Raw genomic sequence first — 20,949 nt, 5'->3', positions numbered from 1 at the left:
GCCAGTGTAGTGATCGCAACGCTCGATTACGAAAAACTGGAAGCGGATATCGAGCGTTGCGTCGCTGGCATGCGATACCGTCAGGGTAATCCCGGCTGTCAATGCGCCGTTCGGCCGGGGTGAAGGTTTGAACGCGCCCAAGCATGCGCGAGCGCGGCGAGTCGGGCATGCTGGATACGACGGCGATCATCCATATCGGGGCGACCCTGGAAAACGAGGCAGGCATGACGCAAGAACCGGAACAAACGCGCAAGGCGCTCTACGAACAGGCACAGCAGGCTGAGATCGAAGGGCGCTCTTCGATGAGCAAGGCAGAACTGGCCGCCGCGCTGGAGCGCGAATCCTTCGAAGAGGCGCGGCCGGTGGTCGCAACGCGTTTCGAGGCGTTCCGGCGGCTGGCTGAGTCGGTAGCTGCCGGTGAGTTCGTGCTGCGCCCGCGCATTCTCAGCGGCCACGACCGGCGTCGCCATGTGCGCCAGTCCCTGCGCGAGGATCATGAAACCCGTATCGCCGATTCCTCCGAAGATGCCGCGATCAAGTTCGACGAGTTGTCGGATTCGCTGTATTCGTTCTTTCGCGGTACCGCCCTGCTGTTCTATCGCGATATGGCCGGCGAAGACGCCTGGATGCCCACCGTGCTGACCCTGGGCGATGTGCATCCGGAGAACTTCGGCGTAATGCCGAACGCGAACAATGTGCCGATCTTTTCGGTCAACGATTTCGACGAGGCCTACTACGCCCCGTTCACCTGGGACATCAAACGCGGCGCGGTCGGCTTCATGATCGCCGCCGAGGCCGAGGGCGAGCTCGAACGCAAGCAGCAGATCAAGATCGTGCGTCGCTTCGTCAAAGGCTATATCGAAGACATGCAGCGCCTGGCGCGCGAGGGCACGGAGCAGAACGAGGAGATGCGTTTCGACAACGCGCCCAAGCTGATCCGCAAGCTGTTCAAGGACGCCCATGAAGAGCGTGCCGAGTGGCTGGTCGACGATTATCTGGATGAAACGAAAGGCGGCTTTCGCTCCACCAAGGAACTGGTGCCGATCTCCTCGCGGCGCGAAGAATTCCAGAAGATTACCGACCGCCTAGTCAAGAACAACAATATCGCCGTGCCCGAGCGGGCGAAAGGCATGCGGGTCAAGGACGTGGCGATACGGCGTGGGCAGGGCACGGCCTCGCTCGGGCTCAACCGCTACTACGTGCTCATCGAAGGCCCGCAGGCCGACGGCACGGACGATCTGATCATTGAATACAAGCAGGCACGCCGTTCCGCGCTGGCCGGGCTGGTGCCGCCCTCGGCCTATGAAATGGACGAGCGCGCGGAGCGCATCAGCCATGCCCAGACCGTGCAGCTGGTACGCGGCGACGTGTTCTATGGCCATATCGAGTTCGACGGGCTGAGTTATATGTCACGCGAGCGGGCCCCGTTTCGCGACGATATCGATCTGGACGATCTCTCCAAGAGCCAGTGGAAGGACTATGCCGGCATCTGCGGCCGGGTGCTGGCCCGGGTGCATGCCCTGTCCGACGAATCCGGCAAGATCGATTACGACATCGAGCCGGCGATCGTGAACGCGATCGGCCCGCCCGAGCTGTTTGCTGCCGATATGGTGGAGTTCGCCATCGAAGCCGCCGATCGCGTACGCCGGGATCATGCGATGTTCCGCGAAGACCATGCCCGCGGTGCATTCGAACAGCTGGATATCGTGCACCGCTGATCGCGTTATGCCAGCGATCGCGGCATGGCTGGCACATCGCAGCGTGCCGGCCGCGCGGTTGATGCAGGACATGCAAACGCCGCCGCGCCGGGCGATAATAGCGGCCCGCGCGGCCTGTCCGTCGGCCCGGCCTCGGGCGCTCCCGTGTGCCGGGGTGCTACGACCGGGCCCGCCGCGTTTGCGTTGAAGGATTCGGGCGTGCTCGTCTGCGATCCGCTGTCTGTTGTGCCGCAACCTGTTCCAACCGATGAACCAAGACCTGGCCGTAGAACGCATCATGCAGACGGGGCTGCTCAGCTGCGATCGGCATACGCCGCTGGACGTGGCCGCAGCCCGCATGGCCGAACGCCGCTGCAGCTCGATGCTGGTGATGGAAAACGACGAGCCGGTGGGCATCTGGACCGAGCACGATTGCCTGTATCTGGATTTCGCCGACCCCGGGGCGCTGCGCCAGCCGATCGGCGACCTGATGATCGAGTCCATCGCCACCATTGCCGCCGACGCGTCGCTGGGCGAGGCGGCCGTTCGCTTTGCAGCCGAAAATCGCCATCATTTTCTGGTGGTGGACGAGGCCGAGACGCCCCTGGGCATTCTTTCGCGAAGCGATGCCGTACTCAATCAGGGGCTGGAGAGCTACCTGCGGCTGCGCGAGGTCCGGCATGCCATGTGCAAAACGCCGCTGGTGCTGCCGGGTACGCTCACCCTCGGCGAGCTTGCCTCGCGCATGCGGTTCACCCATAACGACGCCGCGGTCATCACCCAGCCCGGCCAGGCCCTGGGCATCATCACCGAGCGCGATCTCGTACGCTTCGTGGCGGCCCATCCGGGCCGGGTAAGCGTGGGCGAACTGGCCACGCGGCCGCTGCTGAGCGTGGCGCCGGGCGATACCCTGATCCATGCCCGCGACCAGCTGATCGCGAATCGGGTACGGCATCTGGCGGTGCTCGATGAAAGCGAGCAGGTTGTCGGCCTGCTGGGTTTTCGCGAAATGCTCGACGGCAACGAGCAGTTCTATATCGAGGATCTGCGCCAGGCGCTCGCCCAGCGCGACCAGGCGCTGTCGCAATCCCGCTTCAACCTGGAGCTGGCCGAGCGGGTCATCGATGCCTCGCTGGAAGGCATCATCATTACCGATGCCCAGACACATATCGAGTTCGTGAATCCGGCGTTCACGCATATGACCGGTTACCGCCCGGAAGAGGTGATCGGGCGTACGCCGGCGCTGCTCTCGTCAGGGCGGCACGAGGCGGATTTCTACGAGCGGATGTGGCATTCGCTCAAGAGCAACGGCTACTGGCGTGGCGAGATATGGAACCGGCGCAAGAACGGGCAGCTGTACCTGGAACTGCTCACCGTGACCGCCATTCGCGACGAGGCCGGCGAAACCACCAACTACGCGGCCCTGTTCAGCGACATCACCCATATTCGCGAAAACGAAGAACAGGTTCGGCGGCTGGCCTACTACGATGCGTTGACGCGCCTGCCCAATCGCCGCCTGCTCGAGGATCGGCTGTCGCTGTCCATGCGCCATGCCCATCGCAACCGGCGGCGGCTTGCGGTGATCTTCATCGATCTGGACCACTTCAAGCAGGTCAACGACTCACTCGGCCACGCCATCGGCGACGAGTTGCTGTTGCAGGTCTCCCAGCGCCTGGGCGCGCGTCTGCGCGAGGACGATACGCTCGCACGTCTGGGCGGCGATGAATTCATTGCCTTGCTGCCGGACCTGGACGAGCCATCGGAGGCGACCCATATCGCCGGGCGGCTGATCGCGGCCATCAGTGAGCCGTTCAAGATCGATGGTCACGAATTTCGCGTGGGCGGCAGCCTCGGGATCAGCTTCTACCCCGACGATGCAGCGACCATCGACGACCTGATGCGCAATGCCGATGCAGCCATGTATCGCGCCAAGCAGGAAGGCCGCAATACCTATCGGCTGTTCAATTCCAAAACCCATGTCCAGGAAAACCATCACCTGGCCATGGAAAGCGCGCTGCGGGATACCGCCGAGACCGGCGAAGGGCTCGACGTGCATTATCAGCCCATTTTCGATACCCGCACGGGCGCCTTGCGCGGGGCCGAGGCGCTGCTGCGCTGGCACCATCCGCGCTTTGGTCACGTCGCGCCGGTGGATTTCATCCCGGTGGCCGAACGCTCGGGGCTGATCCTGCCGCTCGGGCGCCGCCTGATACGCAAGGTCGCCGGCCAGCAGCAGCGCTGGCTCGCGGCGGGCCGGAGCGTCGTGCCGGTGGCGGTCAACCTGTCGGCCAAGCAGTTCTGGCAGAACGACCTGCCGGCGCGTCTGGCGGCGATACTTTCCGAGCACGAACTGCCGCCCGGGCTGATCGATGTCGAACTGACCGAGAGCACGCTGCTGGACGAAAGCCAGCAGGCCACCCACATACTCCAGGCCCTGCGTGAACTCGGCTGCGGCGTGGCGATCGACGATTTCGGCACCGGCTATTCATCGCTGCGCTATCTGCAGGACCTGCCGGTGACCGCGCTCAAGATCGATCGCAGCTTCGTGGCCCGTATGCAGACCGCCCACGGCAGCCGGGCGATCGTGGCAGCCGTCAGCGGGCTGGCCCACGAACTCGGCCTCAAGGTGGTCGCCGAAGGGGTCGAGAATGCCTCGCAGCTTGCCGAGCTCAAGCAATACCCCGTGCACTGCGTACAGGGGTTTCACCTGGGCATGCCGGTGAGCGCCGATGTGTTCGCCCACGAGTGGCTGGGCTCGGCTTAGACCGCAGCCGCCAACCAAGACGTTTCGAATTAGGCTAGGCGAGATGCTCGCGATTCAGAACGCACTGGGGCCGTTGTTTGCCCTGATCTTGTTCGGTTTCGTACTGGGGCGGATCAACTATCCGGGCGGCGACTTCTGGCCGCGCGCGGAAAGAATGGTCTACTACCTGTTCTTTCCCGCCTTGCTCGTGCACACGCTGGCCACGGCCGACGTCGGCGGTGTGCCCGTGGCCCGGCTGGCGGTGGTGTGCCTGGGTACGATATTAGCGGTGGCGATCTGTCTTTGGTTGCTACGCCGCTACCTGGCCCGCGACGATGCCGCTTTTACCTCGGCGTTCCAGGGCGCACTGCGTTTTAACACCTATGTCGCCATTGCCGGGGCCGGCGCCCTGCACGGCGAGGCCGGCATGGCCAGCGCAGCGGTGGTGATTGCTCTGCTCGTGCCGACGGTCAACCTTTTGAGCGTAGCCTGTTTCATCGGCGTCGGCGCGCTGGGTCGCACGAGCATGGCGCGCAGCCTGTTCGAACTGTTGCGCAACCCGCTGATTCTGGCCTGTATCGTCGGCATCGCGCTGAATGGTTTGAATATCGGCCTGCCGGGGTGGAGCGAGTCGTTGCTTGGTCTGCTCGGGCGGCCGGCGTTGCCGATCGGGCTTATCGCCGTGGGCGTTGCGCTACGGCCGCGCCATGTATGGCGGGGCGGGCGCACGCTCTGGCTGACCAGCGGCGTGAAGCTGGTCGTCGTGCCGGCGCTTGCCATGGCACTGGCCTGGGCGATCGGGCTCGATACGGTCAGCCGCGACGTGGTCTTGCTGTTCACAGGCGTATCCACGGCAACGTCGGCCTATATTCTGGCCCGCCAGCTGGGCGGCGACGGTGAACTCATGGCGGCTGCGATCACGCTACAGACCGCGCTTGCGATGTTGACGTTACCGCTCTGGCTGTTGCTGACTGGCTGATAGGGGCGGAGGGATCGGCTCAGGCCGCGGGTCCGCAGACGGTGTTGCGGCCTGCGTTCTTGGCGCGGTACAGGGCGCGATCGGAGAGCAGCATCAGGTCGTGGAAGGATTGGCACTCGGGGGCGAGTATGGCGACCCCCGTGCTGATCGTCACATTGATGCTTTGCTCGGCGGTTACGGCCACCGGCTGGCGGGCGACCTCCAGTCGCAGCCGGTCCGCCAGCTCGAGCGCTTCGGCGAGGCCGACCGTCGGCAATAAGATCGCGAATTCCTCGCCGCCGATGCGGCCTACCGTGTCGACGTGGGCGCGAGTGCCATCGCTGCAACGGCGTGCGACTGCGCGAATGACTTCGTCGCCGGCGACATGGCCCAGGGTATCGTTGACGCGCTTGAACCAGTCGATATCGATGAGCAGCAGGGCCAGCTCGTGCTTGAGCCGGCGAGCCCGGGCGAATTCGTCCTCGCCGGTTTTCAGCAGATAGCGACGATTTCGAAGACCGGTCAGCGAGTCGCTGGTGGCCAGGGCGTGGAGTTCTGCGTTCATGCGTTCGAGCAGGGCGTTCTGTTCGCGCAGCTTGGCGTTGAGGCCCTGCAACTCTTCTTCCTGACGCTTCTTGACGTCGAGGTTGAAACATACGCCACAGAAGCGATGGCCCGGGTCGTCGCCTTCGCGGTCGAGAATCTTGCCGTAGTTGGCATACCAGGCCCAGGCGCCGGACTTGGCCCGAATACGGAATTCGCTGTAGTAGCGCTCCGTCTTTGCCGCGAGATGGTCCGCGATGGCCTGTTCGACAGCCGGTTTGTCGTCCGGATGCATCAGCGAGAATATGTCGTCGACATAGCCGGCCGATTCGCTCTTGTCGTAGCCCAGATCGGAGAAAACGCGATCAAGCCCGAAGATGACCTCGCCGGTGAGCAGGTCGTTCTCCCAAAGATCCAGCCCGCTACATTCGAGCGCGAGATCCAGTCGTCTTCGATAGAGCGCTTCTTCTTCCATGCGGGCAGTCCGGGGGTATCAGCCGGGGAGCCGGCCACCGTAGCCGATCGCGCGTAAAAGTTTGGTGAAACTCTCGACCACGCCGGCGGTCTGACGAAACGCCGGGGCGGCGTCGATCTTGATGACGCTGATTGCGACGCCGGTGCTGCGACCTTGCGCCTGGTCATAGTAGGGGGCGAGGTCGTCGAAAGCGTTCGAGAAGCCGCGGCCCGTGCGCTCGGCGTAATAGCAGATCGAGTCCGGCGCAACGATCAGCGGCGCCTCGTGCTGGGCGGAATACAGGATCAGATTCTCGTTCATGTTGTACAGATAGTACGTGTGGCGGCTCTGGGCGATATCCGGATGGTCGTCGAGCCGGATTCTGCCGACGTCCAGCGACGCCAGACTGGTGGTCTGTTCGACTGCGGTGATGTAAACGCAGGTCAGAGTCGCCGACGCGCGCCGACCGGTGATCGCCGTAATACGGTCGACCACTGCCTGCGTTGCCGGTTTTTCGTCCCCCTGACTGAGATATTGCCCCAATTTTCGCGTTTGTTCTAACGTTCCGGGCAAATAGTTGTTTTCTAATGCGTACCCGTTGGCCTGTGTGGAAGGCCAGAGCATGATCCCCGCATAGCTGCCGAACGCATTCACGAGACTGCCGGCCAGCGATTCCACTGCCGCCGCGTCTGCCGCGTCGACGCGGGCCGAGCGGATCGCGCCGGTGTTGGCAGCATCGTCGGCGAGCACGCAGGGGCTGGGCGCCAGGTTGGCGGCGCCGCCATAAACGGTCTGGGGCAGTTGGGGCACGGCACGGCCGGCGCCGTCACCGTCGACAACCCACGCGATCGATTGGCTGTTCAAGGCCGCCGCGATCAGCGGTACGGTTGAATTGATGGGCCCGATTTCGACCGGAATCACGCAGCGGGGCGTGACACCGCAGAGCCTGCCGAAGGCGTCTACGGTGTTATGCATGGAGCGCTTGATATCGGCCAGAGCCAGATTCTCGGCCGCGTCGGGCGAACCCATCATGGCGAGTACGCAGGCATCGGTCGTGCCGTCGTAGTCGCGCACATCCACGGTACCGGTCCAGCCGCTATCGCCCAGCTGGGTGATGACATCGCGGGCGTCGTGGTAGCTGCCGCCGCCGCCGCTGCCGAGCAATGCCGCGCCGACGGCGATCGAATGAAAATCTTCCAGCCCGTAGCGATAGCTCATGGATTGTTGGTTCGAATGAATTGCTTTTACTTTGTCGGCGCTTCAGGCGGGTTCTTAATCAGCAAGCTCGGGGAACTCGCGATCGAAGCATCGTCGTTGCCTGCGCGCAGCAGCGCTGGATATGGGGGTATCGTCCGGCGCGTTTCGTGGATCGACGTCTCCGGTATCCTGTGCCGCCTCAATTCATGTCTTTCAGCACAGGCACCCATGAGTGGAAAAAGCCTATCCCCGGCGTTTCGCAGCCGCGCGGATGAAGTAATCGATATCGCCAACCGCCAGTCGCAGAGCGTATCGGCCGGTCAGGTCAGCGCCTCGCTGATGTATGCCACGGCCCGGTTCAATGCCTTCCAGGTCGCGGCCACGGCCGAAACCCGCGACGATATGGCCGAAGAGCGCGACAACGCCATCGAGTACTTCACTGCCCAGTACCGCAAGATGTTCGAAGACCATTTCGATGAATGCATGGCGAACTTCGATCGCTATACCGGTCGCGACAAGTCGTAGGTGTATGCGGCGCCTGACGGATCGGGTTGGCTGACTATCGGGATCGCGCGATGAACGCTGACGAGCCGTTTGACTCGGCAGGCACCGGATCGCTGTTTGGCGATCAGGCACCGGCCCAGGCCGGCGTGGGTGCGGCCGTGCCGGATGAATCGCTCGAGCGCTTGGCAGCGGAGCTGCCGGCCCAGCTGCACCTGGGTACGTCGTCCTGGCATTTCCCCGGCTGGGCCAATCGCGTATGGGATCGTCTGTACAGCGAAAAACAGCTCTCGCGGGCGGGCCTGTCGGCCTATGCTCGCCACCCCTTGTTCGGCGCGGTGAGTCTGGACCGGGCTTTTTATCGGCCGCTGAGCGTTGCCCAGTACGCGGCCTATGCCGATCAGGTGCCGGAAGGGTTTCGCTTTCTGGTCAAGGCACCGGCCCGGGTCACGGATGCGCTGATTCGCGAAAGCGGCGGCCAGGGCGTACGCGACAACCCCGATTTTCTGGATGCGGATCTGGCATGGCATGAGTTCGCCGCGCCCGCGAGCGAGGGCCTGGGCGAAAAACTCGGCGCGCTGGTGTTTCAGATCAGCCCGCTGCCGGGGCGCGTGCTGGCCGATCTCGACGGCCTGATCGCGCGGCTGCACGAGGTGCTGCGCAGCGCGCAGCGGGTCAAGACGCGACTGCCGGCGGCCGTGGTGGCCGTGGAGGTACGCAATCCGCAGTGGCTGGCCCCGGCGTTTGTCGACGCGCTCAAGGACAGCGGCGCGACCTACTGCCTCGGGCTGCATCCGAAGATGCCGGCTCCGGCCGAACAGCTGCCCATTCTGCGCCAGCTCTGGCCCGGGCCGTTCGTGTGTCGATGGAACCTCAACCCTCGCCATGGCGCCTACGGCTACGAAGCAGCCCGGGAAAGCTATGCCCCGTTCGACCAGATGGTCGACCCCGACCTGCATACGCGCGAGATCGTGGCCCGTGTGGCAGCCGGAACGGCTCGTCAGGACCAGCCGGTGTATGTGACCATCAACAACAAGGCCGAAGGCTGCGCGCCGGAATCGGTACGGGCGCTGGCCGAAGCCATACAGGCGATGGCCCGTAGTCGCGATCGCAGCTAGCGGCTCGTATACGTCTGCTTGCACGCCGTGGCGCGGCGCCGGGGCGCAATCACATCGAATTCATTTATCCAGACGAGCAATGCCATGGACGAACAGACCCGTATCGAAGCCGAAGCCGCCGCCTTTCGTGGCCTGGTGAAGCATCTGCAGGCACGCACCGACGTGCAGAACATCGATCTGATGAATCTGGCCGGCTTCTGTCGTAACTGCCTGTCGAAATGGTATCGCGCCGAGGCCGAGCTTCGCGGCGCGACGATCAGCGATGCCGAGGCACGAGAACACGTCTACGGCATGCCGTATGCGGACTACAAGCAGCAACACCAGACGTCAGCGACCGAGGAACAGAAAGCGCGGTTCGCGGCCGGCGAAGACGGCCACGCGGACACCCGCGCAGGCAATTAGCGCCGATTAGCGATCACGAATCGCTTCATGCCGTGGGCGCGAGATGAATTCTGTTGCGGCCCGCGCTTTTGGCCTTGTAGACCGCCTGATCAGCATGGTCGATGAGCGTGGTGATACGACTCTGGCGTGCGTTGGCGGCGGTGGCCACGCCGATGCTCAGCGTGATGTAGAGGGTGTGCTCGCCCACCGTGATCGGAGTGCGCTGGATATGTTCGCGCAGGGCCTCGGCGATATCGCGTGCGTCGGCGGAGGGCGTATCGTAGAGCAGGCCGGCGAATTCTTCGCCGCCAAAGCGACATAGCAGCCCGTGCGTCGAGAGCTGCGCGTCGATCGCCTCGGCGACGCGACAGAGAATGATATCGCCGATGCGGTGGCCGTAGGTGTCGTTCACGCGTTTGAAATGATCGATATCGATGAACAGCAGGGCCACCGCGGTCTCGGTCTGCAACGGCTGGACGGCGGCTTCAAACAGCGCACGCCGGTTGGGGAGATCGGTCAGTTCGTCGGTGCGGGCCAGTCGATACAACTCGTATTCGGCCTCATCCAGTCGTTTGATCAGCGACAGCAGCGCGACCATCATCGTCGGCATGATCGTCAGCGAACAGGCAAGCGCGATCAGGTAGCCGATTGCGCCGTGTCTAAGGCCAGCCAGTTCCAGGCTGATGCCGGTGACGGCAAAGGCGACAAGGGTCGAAGCGAAGGTGAAGACGGCCGTGCCTTTCCATACGCCGACGCGGCGCACGAACGAGCGTAGCCGACCCGACGGCGCGTGCTGATATGAAGGCGAAGGCGCCTGCAGCGGGGAATGCGCCGGCGCGCGATTATGACGAGATGCAAACACGGTCATCCATAAGGCATGGAACGACGTCCGGCTCATACGCACTGGTATCGGCGCATGACTCGGCTAGCTTGAAAGTGGCCGGAATTATCGTGGCAACGTCACACGAATGCTAGGGAAAATCGTACCAAAGCGTTGTGGCGCCCGGCGCCGTGCGCCCAAGGCGGTCGGCCGCAAGCGCGCCGCTATGGCGTTGTGCGAGCTTGGTCTGGCCATAACGCGAGCGCCATGTATTCGAGGGCTGGAGCGCGATTCGCGATGATTTGATCAGCGCTTCGAATTCGCTTCGGCACCGATATGGCGATGCGCCGCGACGCCGAGGGCCGCCGCCGCGAGGGCCGCGAACCAGAGGCCGTCGAGGCCGATACGGGTATATACCGCCGCGCCGACCAGCGTGCCGGCGACCAGGCTAAGCCACAGCAGCAGATACCAGGCCCAGGCGAAACGATCGCCCTGGCCGAGCAGGGCCGCGGTCACGCGCTGGCCGAGCTTGACCAGGGTGCCCGTCATATAGGTCAAGCCGATGGTGACTTCGCCGTTACGTTCGAACACCGTGTTTTCCGCACCCATGGCCAGGGCCATGCACATCACCGCCAGCGAGGTCATGCCGGCATCGTGGGATAGGGCGGCCGCTCCGAGCAGCGCCGTCACCAGCGCCACGACCGCGCTCGGGCGGCGGCTTCGCGCGATCTGGCCGGTGAGCGTGCCGAGCACCACGCCGGCCACGAACAGGCCGATCAACATGGCGGGCAGGGCCGCCTTCGACCAGGCGCTTTCAAGCCCCACGCCCAGGCGGGTGGAGTTTCCGCTCATGAACGACACGAAGTAGCCGCCCAGCGCAATGAAGCCCATGGCATCCACATAGCCGGACAGCGAGGTCAGGCCGGCAGCAATCACACGTTCGCGGCGGCGGTAGCTGATCACGTTGGCGGGCCTCGGTCGGGTTCGAAGTGTGGGATTCGCGCGCGAATTTTGCGCTGCCAGTGGCTCGCATACAACGTGCCCGGCCTCTGACGGCTAACCAGGCCTCGTAGGCGCCGCATTGGGTGTGCGAGTATGCCAGCCCGTATTCCGCCAGGCTGGGCCATGACCACGCAACCGCGCGCCACCATTCGTACCGGCATTGGCGGCTGGACCTACAAACCCTGGCGAGGCACGTTCTACCCCGACGATCTCGCCCAAAAGAACGAGCTGGCGTACGCGGCAGAAAAGCTCGCCACGCTCGAAATCAACGGCACCTATTACCGTACCCAGAAGCCCGCGACCTTCGAGCGCTGGGCACAGGCTGCGCCTGATGATTTCGTTTTCTCGCTCAAGGCGCCGCGCTATGTGGTTAACCGCAAGCGTCTCGACGAGGCCGGCGAGGGCATTGCACGGTTCGTGAACTCGGGGTTATCAGCGCTGGGCGATCGGCTTGGCCCCATCCTTTGGCAGTTGCCGCCGAGCAAGCCTTTCCAGGCTGACGAATTCGCCGCCTTTCTCGATCTGCTGCCGGCAACGGTCGACGGGCTCGATCTGCGTCATGCGATGGAGCTGCGCCACGATAGCTTCGCCTGTGCCGATGCGGTGAATCTTTGCCGCGAGGCCGGGGTGGCGATCGTCTATGCCGATAGCGACGACTATCCGGCCATCGCCGATCCGACCGCGGATTTCGTCTATGCGCGTCTGCAGCGTGGCGACAACGCCATCGAAACCGGCTATTCGGCCGATGCGCTCGAGGCCTGGTCCGCCCGTTTGCGTAGCTGGGCGCGCGGCGATTTGCCTGATGATCTGTCCTGTGTCGGCCCCGCCCGGCACGCCGGCAACGACGGTCAGCCACGCGATGTCTTTGCCTATTTCATACGCGAGGGCAAGGTTCGTGCGCCGCATGCGGCCATGGCCCTGCAGCAGCGCGTCGCCGACTGACCGCGAGCGCGGTGCTTACCGCTGGAGCGTGCGCCAGGCGTCGTAGGTGCTCAGGAACACGCCGCCGGTCATGCTTTTGAGGAACGCCGTCTGTTGCAGGCGATCCATGACCGGGCCCTTGACCTCGGCCAGATGCAGGCGCACGCCGTGCTGGCCGAGTTTGTCGCTGATCAGCTCCAGGCTTTCCAGCGCCGAATAGTCGATGAAGTTGACCGCCGGACACATGAGCACCAGATCCGTGAGCTCCGGCTGGCTGGCGCGAATCTCGTCGACCACCTGCTCGAAGAACCGTGCGTTGCCGAAATACAGGCTCTCGTCGATACGCAGAATGGTCAGATGCTCGGCCGTTTGTACGCCGTGACGGCGCACGTTGCGAAAATGCTCGGAGTTCGGCATCAGCCCGACCACCGCGTAGTGCGGTTTCGACGTGCGATAGATATAGATGACCAGCGAGAGGGCCACGCCGGTCATCAGGCCGCCGCTGACGCCCAGAACCAGGGTCACGCCGAAGGTGGCCAGCCATGCGAAGCCGTCCGGGCGGCAGTAGCGCCAGGCGCTGAAGAACGAGCTCGGGCTGAGCAGGCTCTGGATGGCAACCACGATGATGCTCGACAGCGTCACCAGCGGCAGATAGGCGAGCATGGGCATGAAAAACAGCGCGCTCAATGCCACGCCGATCGCGGTGAGCGCGCCGGCCGCCCGGGTGCGTGCGCCGGCTTCGTCGTTGACCACCGAGCGCGACAGGCTCGCACTCACTGGAAAGGCGCCTGACAGCGCCGATGCGATATTCGCCGAGCCCAGACCCACCAGTTCGCGATTCGGGGCGATCCGCTCGTTGCGGGGGCCGGCCAGAGTCTGGGCCATCGAGACCGACTCGGCAAAGGTGACGATGCTGATCAGCAGCGCCGGAAGCCAGAGATAGGTTAATGACGCCAGCGGCGGCAGCGGCAGCGATAGCGCAGGCAGCCCGGCGGTCACCGTACCCACGGTGGCAATGCCCTGAGCATGCAGATCAAAGGCCGCGCTGGCCGCGGTGGTGGCCAGCACCAGCAGAATGGGGCCGGTACGCCCGAGCAGCCGCGCACCGGCGCTCGGAATGCCGAGTCGCGATAGCGCGCTCGCCAGATAGCGCCGTGTGACGATCAGCCAGGCCAGACAGGCCCCGGCCAGCAGCACGGTCTTCGGCTGAACGGCGTCGTGTTCCTGCCAGAGCGCCCGGGCAATGGCCCAGAGGGTCTGGCCGCTTGCCTGCACGCCCAGCAGGCGACCGAACTGGCTGGCGGCGATCAGCACACCGGAGGCGGCGATGAAGCCGTAGATGACCGGCCGGCTCAGAAAGTTGATCAGAAATCCCAGCCGCAGTGCGCCCATGGCGATGAGAATCGCCCCGGATAAAAGCGCGAGGGTGATGGCGGCGGTAACGCTATCGATATCGGTCTGTGCCGAGACATGGCCTGCGGCGGCCGCGGTCATGATCGATACCACCGCGAACGGGCCGACGGCCAGCGTACGGCTGCGCCCGAAGATGGCATAGGCCAGCAACGGCAGCATGCTGGCATAGAGCCCGGTTTCCGGCGGCATGCCGGCGAGCAGGGCATAGGCCAGGGCCTGCGGAATCAGCAGGGCGGTAACCACCGTGGCGGCTACGAGATCGGCCGTGAAGGCGTTTCGATCGTAGCTCGGCAACGCGCGCGGCGCCAACAATGAACGCAGCCTGTGGGTCAGCCGGCTCACGGGCGCGCGCGGCCTGTCGCTCGATGTTTGCCACGGGTCGGTTGGTCGGTCATGCAGGCAGATGGCGTGGCTGTCTGCGCAACTCTAGCTCGCCTGGCGCGGCTTGACGACCTTGCCGGATGCCGACGATCAGCCGCTACATCGAGCTTGCCCGGTCGTGCGCGCCTCGGCCGTGCGGGAATGGCCAACGTTCCTAGCGAACGCGGACTGGCATCAGTCGCCCCGAAACGTGTTCGCTTCGGGGCGACTGCGTGGCCGGGTGCCAGGGCTTGTCGTCATGAGATATGACGTCGCATTGCCCGCATCGGGCGTGTCAGGCAAGGCGCGGGCCGCTGATGCGCCGCCTTATCTCAAGACGACATGTCCTAGACCTTGAGCACCAGCTTGCCGAAGTTGCTGCCTTCAAAGAGCTTGAGCAGCGTATCGGGGAAGGTTTCGAAGCCTTCGACGATATCCTCGCGGTGCTTGATCTTGCCTTCGGACAGCCAGCCGGCCAGTGCCTTGGCGGCTTCGCCGTAGCGATGGGCATAGTCGAACACCACGAAGCCTTCCATGCGGGCACGATTGACCAGCAGCGACATGTAGTTCTGGGGCGCGTACATGCCGTCGGTGGCGTTGTACTGCGAGATCGCGCCACAGATGACGATACGCCCGTTGAGCGCAAGGTTGGCCAAGGCGAAGTCCAGAATCTCGCCGCCGACGTTGTCGAAGAACACGTTGATGCCCTTGGGGCAGTGCTGCTTCATCGCCTTGTAGACGTTTTCGTTCTTGTAGTCGATGGCAGCGTCGAAGCCGAGCTCGTCGGTGACATAGCTGCACTTCTCCTGGCCGCCGGCGATGCCCACCACGTGCGCGCCCTTGAGCTTGGCGATCTGGCCGACCAGCGCGCCCACCGCGCCCGAGGCGGCCGAGACGACAACGGTTTCGCCTTCGGCCACGCCGCCGACATCCAGCAGGCCGAAATAGGCGGTCATGCCCGGCATGCCCAGCACGCCGAGATAGGCCGGCAGTTCGGCCAGGCGGGTATCCACCTTGCGGGCATCCTTGCCGGCCACCACGGCATGGGTCTGGACCCCGAAGTTGCCGGTGACCTTGTCGCCTTCGACAAAGTCGGCATGGTTGGATTTGAGCACCGTGCCGGCGGTGCCTGCACGCATTACTTCACCGATTTCCACCGGCTTGATATAGGACTTGCCGGCGTTCATCCAGCCGCGCATGGCCGGGTCCAGGGAAATGTACTCGACGGCAACGAGGATCTCGTCGTCGCCGGGATCGGCGATGGCTTCGCTGACCAATTCCCAGTCGCTTTGCTTGGGCAGGCCCTGCGGACGCTCGGCGAGACGGAACTGACGATTCTGATCGGTCGAATTCATGGCGGTATCGCGGTTTGAAGAAATATGTGCGATGCACCTTAGAAGCTCGTGCGCATGGCGGCAAGCGAAATCGAACGTTCGTTCGGTCTATTGCATCCGACCGGCGGCGGGCTAGCGCTGGCGAATCAGCAGATTCTGGTGGGCCATGCCGATACGGCCACGCGCGTCGTAGAGCGTGGAACTACTCAGCCCCACGCCGTTGGGCTGGGCGATGGTCTGCGCATCCACGCCGATCCAGTCGCCCACCGGCAGGCGGTGTAGATAGACGGTGAGATCGGTGTTGGTAAACAGATAGTCGTCAAAGGGCAGCACCCAGCTCAAGCCGTTGCCGAAGTCCGATGCAGCCGCGGCCCGCATGGCCGCACTGCTTGTCACGCCTTCGATCAGCGCTACGCGGGGACGAAACCAGGCCGCGGCCGGGCCCGGTTCGCGGGTGCTGCCGGTGGCCACGCGAATCTCCATGGCCTGATCGTGAAAGAACGCGCCGCTGGGCATGCCGGGCGTTTCGAATCCGGCACTGCATTGCTCAGGCGGGGGCAAAAGCGTGTCTGCGTGCACTTCGGGTACCGCGACGGGCTGTTCGCGCAGCATCAGCGCGATGGCACGGCCGACCACGGCGCCGTCGTGTTCGATCTGCAGCGTGACCCGGCGAGCGCTGCGGCCGCGGCTGGCCTCGGCACGAACCTGCAGGGCAGCAAGCGGCACAGGGCGGCTCAACTCGAACGTCAATCGGGCAAGTAAGAAATCGTGGCCGGCGGTCTGTTCGGCCACATGGGCGAGCAACGCAGCCGGCGCGCCGCCGTGCAGGGCCTGCGCATCCCACGGCCCGCGGGCCAGATCCGTGGCGACGAAATAGTCGCCATCGCGCCGAAAAACCGATGGTCCCGTGTCGTTGGCCATTTCGCCCCGCGCCGATATTCATGAAGTGGATGGCCGGTTATGCTGCCATGATTGTTCTGCGCCATCGCGGTTGAGTCGTATCCGCAGCGTGGCGCCTGCCAACGTACTCGCCTATGTCCGAACCCGATCAAGTCCGACCGCATGGCGGCGCCGTCAACGCCCGGGGCCCGGTACAGATCGGCTGGCGTGGCTGGTGGCGGATCGTGGTTCGGGGCAGCCGCGAGTTCAGCCGCCACGATATGACCATCACCGCGGCGGGGGTGTCATTTCTGGCCCTGTTCGCGGTGTTTTCCGCGCTGGCGGCATTCGTGGCGTTCTATGGGTTGATCGCCGATCCCCAGGCGATGGTCAAGGACATGCAGGCGCTGCAGGGGTTCGTGCCGGCCGACGTGGTGCTGTCCTTGGTTGATCAGATGCAATCCGTGTCCAGCCGCTCGCTGGCCAAACTGGTCGCAGCCGGCTTGTTCAGCCTGGTCGTGGCCATTTGGTGTGCCCAGCAGGGTGTGGCGGCATTGCTGCTGGCGCTCAACACTGCCTACCACGAGGACAGCGAACGCGGCACCTGGTGGCGGCTGTTCAAGTCGCTGTTCGTGGCGATCGGCGTCATCCTGGGCCTGATGTTCACCGCGATTCTGGCGATCGGGCTGCCGGTAACGGCATCGCGTCTGGGCTGGAGCCTCTGGCAGGTGGAAGCGGTACGCGCGGCTGGCATGGCGGTGGGTGGACTGATTCTGCTGCTTGGTCTGGCAGCACTGTATCGCTGGGCGCCCGACCGGCGGCCGCCGCGCTGGCGCTGGGTGAGCGCCGGTGCGGGCGTCGTGGTCACGTTCTGGACGGTGGGGTCGCTGGCGTTTTCGTGGTTCATGGCCTATTCGAATTCTTATACCGCCTTGTATGGCTCGCTTAGCGCGGTCGTGATCCTGTTGACGCTGATCTACGTGACGGTCGTGACCGTGCTGGTGGGGGCGGAATTCAACGCCCAGATGGAATACCAGGTCGAGGACGATACGACGGTGCACGGCCCGCGCCCGGCGGGCGAACGCGGGGCGCATATGGCCGATCATTCGGCCCGCTCGCGGTAACGATCGCTACCGCGCGAACGGTTGACCGGTGGCCGTAGCGGCCAGATACTTCGGTTTCACGAAACTTCGTTTCACGAATAAAAAAGGTGATGCATGGGCGATATGGAGGCGTTCAGGGCCGAGGTTCGGTCCTGGCTGGAAGAAAACTGCCCGCCGGAGATGCGCCAGCCGCTGGCTTCGGACAAGGAGCATGTCTGGGGTGGCCGCCAGTGGGAATTCTCTTCCGAGGCGCAGCGGGTCTGGTTCGAGCGCATGGTCGAGAAAGGCTGGACTGCGCCGGCCTGGCCGGTGGAATACGGCGGCGGCGGCATGACGCCGGCCGAGCACGACGTGTTCAAGTCGGAAATGAAGCGTATCAATGCGCGCAGCCCGGTCAGCAACTTCGGTTTCTGGATGCTGGGCCCGGCGCTGCTCAAGTTCGGCTCCGAAGAGCAGAAGCGCGAACATCTGCCGGCGATCGCCCGTGGCGAAATCCGCTGGTGCCAGGGCTATTCCGAGCCCAATGCCGGCTCGGATCTGGCCAGCCTCAAAACCTCCGCGGAAATCGACGGCGACCATTTCGTGGTCAACGGCCGCAAGATCTGGACGTCGTATGCCGACCGCGCAGACAAGATGTTCTGCCTCGTGCGCACCGACCCGGATGCCAAGAAGCAGGCCGGCATCTCCTTCATCCTTCTGGATATGGAAAGCCCGGGCGTATCGACGCGGCCCATTCAGCTGATCTCGGGTGAATCGCCGTTCTGCGAAACCTTCTTTGACGACGTGCGTGTGCCGCGCGACAACCTGGTCGGCGAGCTCAACCAGGGCTGGACGATCGCCAAGTATCTGCTCACCCACGAGCGCGACAACATCGGCGGCGAGCCGCCGGGTCTGCTCAAGGGTCGCGATCTGGCGAAGATGGCGCTCGAAGCCGTCGGCGCCGACGAGAACGGGCGCCTCGACGACCCGATGCTGCGGGCCGATGTCGCACGCCTGGAAATCGATGCAATGGCGTTTCGTACCCTGGTCGAGCATACCCGTGCCAAGGCCGAGGCCGGCGAGGGCGTGGGCGCGCGCTCGGCCATGCTCAAGTACTACGGTACCGAGCTCAACAAGCGTCGCTACAACCTGATGATGGATGCCATGGGTGGCCAGGGCCTGGAATGGGAGAGCGAACGCACCCACGGTGGGCGCTATGCCCGCGAATGGCTGCGTTCCAAAGGCAACTCGATCGAAGGCGGCACCTCGGAGATCATGCTCGGCATCATCTCCTCGGCCGTTCTCGAACTTCCCAAAGGCTAGCGAGGCATCCCCATGATATTGAACGAAGAACAACAGATGCTCGCGGATCTGGCCGAGCGTATCTTTGCCGACAAGGCGAGCGTGGACACGCTGCGCGCCATTCGCGGCGGCAGCCACGGCCAGGATTACGATCACGAGCTCTGGCAGGCGATGGTCGAATCCGGCCTGACCGGCATTCTGGTGCCGGAAGACCAGGGCGGTATGGATTTTGGACTGGTGAGCGCGGGCCTGGTGGCACGCGAAGTCGGCCGCCGCCTGGCCCTGACGCCGTTTCTTTCCACGGCGGTACTGGCCGCGATCGCGATCGGCCGGGGCGGTAACGACGAACAGAAAGGCCGCTGGCTCGGGTCGATCGCCGGCGGCGAGCTGATCGCGGCGCTGGCCCTTGACGAAAGCGCCAAGCATCGCCCGGAACGCGTGGCCACCGAAGCCCAGTCGACGGGTGATGGCTACACGATAAGCGGTGCCAAGACGCTCGTGCTCGATGCCGCCAATGCCGACGTGCTACTGGTGAGTGCGATGCTCGACGGCACGCCGCGCCTGTTCGCGGTCGAGGCAGGCGATGCCGGCGTGGCGACAACACCGGTCGTGTCGCTGGATACGCGCAGCATGGCGGACGTGCGCTTCGATGGTGCCAAAGCCGAGTTGCTCGACGGCGATGCGAACGCCCTGGATGCAGTGCTCGACGCCGGCCGTGCGATTCTGGCCATGGAGCTGGTCGGTCTGGCGCGTGCGGTGTTCGAACGCACACTGGGCTATCTATCCGAGCGCAAGCAGTTCGGCCAACGCATTGGCGCGTTTCAGGCGCTGCAGCACCGGGCCGCCCATCTGTCGGTGGAGATCGAAATCAGCGAAGCCATGGCCTTCCAGGCCCTGGCAGCCTTCGATGCCGGCGCGGAAGATGCCTCACTGCAGATTCTGGCGGCCAAGGCCCGGGCGGCGGAGACCGCGCGGCTGGCCAGTGCCGAAGGCGTGCAGATGCATGGCGGCATGGGCATGACCGACGAGTTCGATATCGGCTTTTTCATGAAACGCGCGCGGGCGGCCAGCGAACTGTTCGGCGATGCCAACTTCTGTACCGAGCGTTTCGCCCGGGCCAAGGGTTACTGACGCGCGCCGTCATCACCGGGCCAACGAAGCCGCCGGTCGAACACCGGCGGCTTTGTTCGTTTGGGCGGCGTACGGTCCTCGACAGGGCCCGTGAAGCCTTTGCAGGCCGGTTCAGTTGCCGGTCTGGATGCCCGTGCCCTTGACCCGCTCCATGGTGCCGTCGGGGAAAACCAGGATCGTCTCGCCGCCCGAGGCCGAGGGGCCGATCACCCCACCGCTGGCCAGTGCCTGCATGCCGGCTTCGAACTGTTCCAGGGTGATGCCCCGGCCCGAATTCTCGGTGGTGCCGCCTTCGATTGTCGCCGAGGTATCGAAGGAGTCGTAGAGATGGCCGATCGTATAGTCGGCCTCGGCTTCCTCGCGGGTAAGCCGCCCGTCGCCGTTGCGGTCGAGCTGGGCGAATTTTTCCGATATTTCGATATTACCGGTGCCATCGGCGCGGGCGGCATCGATATCGGCGGCCGTTGATTCGGCGGCGAAGGAGGCGCTCGCCAGCAGGGCGAGCGACAGGGTCGTGGCAATTCGGATGAGCATGGCGTTTTCGTGGTTCAAGCCAGCCATCAATTTAGCCTGCGGCACGCGGCCACGCCATGGCCGCGTGCAAGTTCGTGACTACTGGCGACGCGGGTCGGTGACGTGCTCGGGGTTGTAGGGCCCAAGCGGTAGCCCGTCGCTCTGGTCGGCAACCATGTTGACGTTGGCCATGCGCGAGACCTCGCGGGTGCGATCGGCGCTGGTATCCACGATCTGTTCGACCACGGCCACGATCACCGCGGCCAGCAGGCCGCCCTGATTGTTGTTGGAGCCTTCGATCGCCCGTGCCTTGCCGTCCCAGAGCAGGGTGCCGGTCTCGGTGTCGATCAGGCGCAGCGATACGTCCACCGTGGTGTCCGACGACAGCACATGGAATTTCTGGCCCCAGTCCTCGATCGTGGCATAAAGCACCGCATCGGGGCCGATCACTTCGTCGATCTTGTTCAGCGGTACCGACTGCATTTCCGCCGGTTCCGACAGCCCGTTTTCCTTCATGAACGCGTCTACGACCGCCACCGGGTAGACGTAGTAGCCGGCCTCGGCCAGCGGGCGCGTGACCGTGGACAGATACACATAGGG

The 20,949-nt window shown here is 64.4% G+C and carries 19 protein-coding genes; 10 read left to right on the top strand and 9 right to left on the bottom strand.

The annotated features are described in order from the left end of the window. Window positions 1-224 precede the first annotated feature (224 nt). The 3 genes from CMN27_RS12285 (at window position 225) to CMN27_RS12275 (ending at window position 5,419) form a co-directional block, all read left to right on the top strand. Window positions 225-1,718, top strand: coding sequence for a DUF2252 family protein (locus CMN27_RS12285; protein WP_366515453.1), 1,494 nt, complete (start codon window positions 225-227; stop codon window positions 1,716-1,718). A 247-nt stretch (window positions 1,719-1,965) separates the two neighbouring features. Beyond that, a complete protein-coding gene (locus CMN27_RS12280; protein ID WP_293626808.1) occupies window positions 1,966-4,461 on the top strand; it encodes an EAL domain-containing protein in 2,496 nt (831 codons plus the stop codon). 43 nt (window positions 4,462-4,504) lie between these two features. After that, window positions 4,505-5,419: an AEC family transporter gene (locus CMN27_RS12275; protein WP_293626806.1), complete on the top strand. Its 915-nt coding sequence runs from the start codon at window positions 4,505-4,507 to the stop codon at window positions 5,417-5,419. Between the two features lie 19 nt (window positions 5,420-5,438). On the opposite strand, the gene CMN27_RS12270 is transcribed toward CMN27_RS12275, so the two are convergent. Next, entirely contained in the window at window positions 5,439-6,416 is a 978-nt protein-coding gene (locus CMN27_RS12270; RefSeq protein ID WP_293626804.1) for a sensor domain-containing diguanylate cyclase, read from the bottom strand. 18 nt (window positions 6,417-6,434) lie between these two features. Then, entirely contained in the window at window positions 6,435-7,613 is a 1,179-nt protein-coding gene (locus CMN27_RS12265) for a DUF917 family protein (protein ID WP_293626802.1), read from the bottom strand. A gap of 207 nt (window positions 7,614-7,820) precedes the next feature. Between CMN27_RS12265 and CMN27_RS12260 the strand changes: the two genes are divergently transcribed. The 3 genes from CMN27_RS12260 (at window position 7,821) to CMN27_RS12250 (ending at window position 9,613) form a co-directional block, all read left to right on the top strand. Next, window positions 7,821-8,117, top strand: a complete 297-nt coding sequence (locus CMN27_RS12260) for a DUF3144 domain-containing protein (protein ID WP_293626800.1) — start codon at window positions 7,821-7,823, stop codon at window positions 8,115-8,117. Window positions 8,118-8,167: 50 nt separating this feature from the next. Further along, window positions 8,168-9,211, top strand: a complete 1,044-nt coding sequence (locus CMN27_RS12255; RefSeq protein ID WP_293626798.1) for a DUF72 domain-containing protein — start codon at window positions 8,168-8,170, stop codon at window positions 9,209-9,211. Between the two features lie 84 nt (window positions 9,212-9,295). After that, a complete protein-coding gene (locus tag CMN27_RS12250; protein ID WP_293626796.1) occupies window positions 9,296-9,613 on the top strand; it encodes a DUF1244 domain-containing protein in 318 nt (105 codons plus the stop codon). A gap of 25 nt (window positions 9,614-9,638) precedes the next feature. Here CMN27_RS12250 and CMN27_RS12245 read toward each other — a convergent pair whose 3' ends face one another. Both CMN27_RS12245 and CMN27_RS12240 read right to left on the bottom strand, forming a co-directional pair. Continuing rightward, entirely contained in the window at window positions 9,639-10,355 is a 717-nt protein-coding gene (locus CMN27_RS12245) for a GGDEF domain-containing protein (protein WP_293626794.1), read from the bottom strand. 363 nt (window positions 10,356-10,718) lie between these two features. Further along, complete coding sequence (locus tag CMN27_RS12240; RefSeq protein ID WP_293626793.1) at window positions 10,719-11,375, bottom strand: YoaK family protein; 657 nt, start codon at window positions 11,373-11,375, stop codon at window positions 10,719-10,721. A 162-nt stretch (window positions 11,376-11,537) separates the two neighbouring features. Here CMN27_RS12240 and CMN27_RS12235 point away from each other — a divergent pair, with 162 nt between their 5' ends. Then, the gene (locus CMN27_RS12235) at window positions 11,538-12,356 is read left to right on the top strand and encodes a DUF72 domain-containing protein (RefSeq protein ID WP_293626792.1); all 819 of its coding nucleotides are present in this window, start codon (window positions 11,538-11,540) and stop codon (window positions 12,354-12,356) included. A gap of 15 nt (window positions 12,357-12,371) precedes the next feature. On the opposite strand, the gene CMN27_RS12230 is transcribed toward CMN27_RS12235, so the two are convergent. The 3 genes from CMN27_RS12230 to CMN27_RS12220 form a co-directional block, all read right to left on the bottom strand. Next, entirely contained in the window at window positions 12,372-14,090 is a 1,719-nt protein-coding gene (locus tag CMN27_RS12230) for a SulP family inorganic anion transporter (RefSeq protein ID WP_293626791.1), read from the bottom strand. A gap of 365 nt (window positions 14,091-14,455) precedes the next feature. After that, complete coding sequence (locus tag CMN27_RS12225; protein WP_293626790.1) at window positions 14,456-15,463, bottom strand: NADP-dependent oxidoreductase; 1,008 nt, start codon at window positions 15,461-15,463, stop codon at window positions 14,456-14,458. 111 nt (window positions 15,464-15,574) lie between these two features. Beyond that, a complete protein-coding gene (locus CMN27_RS12220; RefSeq protein WP_293626789.1) occupies window positions 15,575-16,363 on the bottom strand; it encodes a thioesterase family protein in 789 nt (262 codons plus the stop codon). Between the two features lie 113 nt (window positions 16,364-16,476). Here CMN27_RS12220 and CMN27_RS12215 point away from each other — a divergent pair, with 113 nt between their 5' ends. The 3 genes from CMN27_RS12215 (at window position 16,477) to CMN27_RS12205 (ending at window position 19,836) form a co-directional block, all read left to right on the top strand. Continuing rightward, complete coding sequence (locus tag CMN27_RS12215) at window positions 16,477-17,445, top strand: YihY/virulence factor BrkB family protein (RefSeq protein WP_293626788.1); 969 nt, start codon at window positions 16,477-16,479, stop codon at window positions 17,443-17,445. A gap of 93 nt (window positions 17,446-17,538) precedes the next feature. Continuing rightward, window positions 17,539-18,726 (top strand): acyl-CoA dehydrogenase family protein, encoded by a 1,188-nt coding sequence (locus CMN27_RS12210; RefSeq protein ID WP_293626787.1) that lies wholly within the window; start codon window positions 17,539-17,541, stop codon window positions 18,724-18,726. 12 nt (window positions 18,727-18,738) lie between these two features. Continuing rightward, window positions 18,739-19,836, top strand: coding sequence for an acyl-CoA dehydrogenase family protein (locus tag CMN27_RS12205; RefSeq protein WP_293626786.1), 1,098 nt, complete (start codon window positions 18,739-18,741; stop codon window positions 19,834-19,836). Between the two features lie 111 nt (window positions 19,837-19,947). On the opposite strand, the gene CMN27_RS12200 is transcribed toward CMN27_RS12205, so the two are convergent. Both CMN27_RS12200 and CMN27_RS12195 read right to left on the bottom strand, forming a co-directional pair. After that, on the bottom strand, window positions 19,948-20,397 hold the full coding sequence (locus CMN27_RS12200) for an EF-hand domain-containing protein (protein WP_293626785.1): 450 nt from the start codon (window positions 20,395-20,397) through the stop codon (window positions 19,948-19,950). 51 nt (window positions 20,398-20,448) lie between these two features. Then, on the bottom strand, window positions 20,449-20,949 hold a 501-nt coding region (locus tag CMN27_RS12195; protein WP_293626784.1), incomplete at its 5' end, for a GNA1162 family protein.

This window comes from Salinisphaera sp., assembly GCF_002729955.1.
Lineage (GTDB): Bacteria > Pseudomonadota > Gammaproteobacteria > Nevskiales > Salinisphaeraceae > Salinisphaera.
This window is presented reverse-complemented; position numbering and strand designations above follow the sequence as displayed.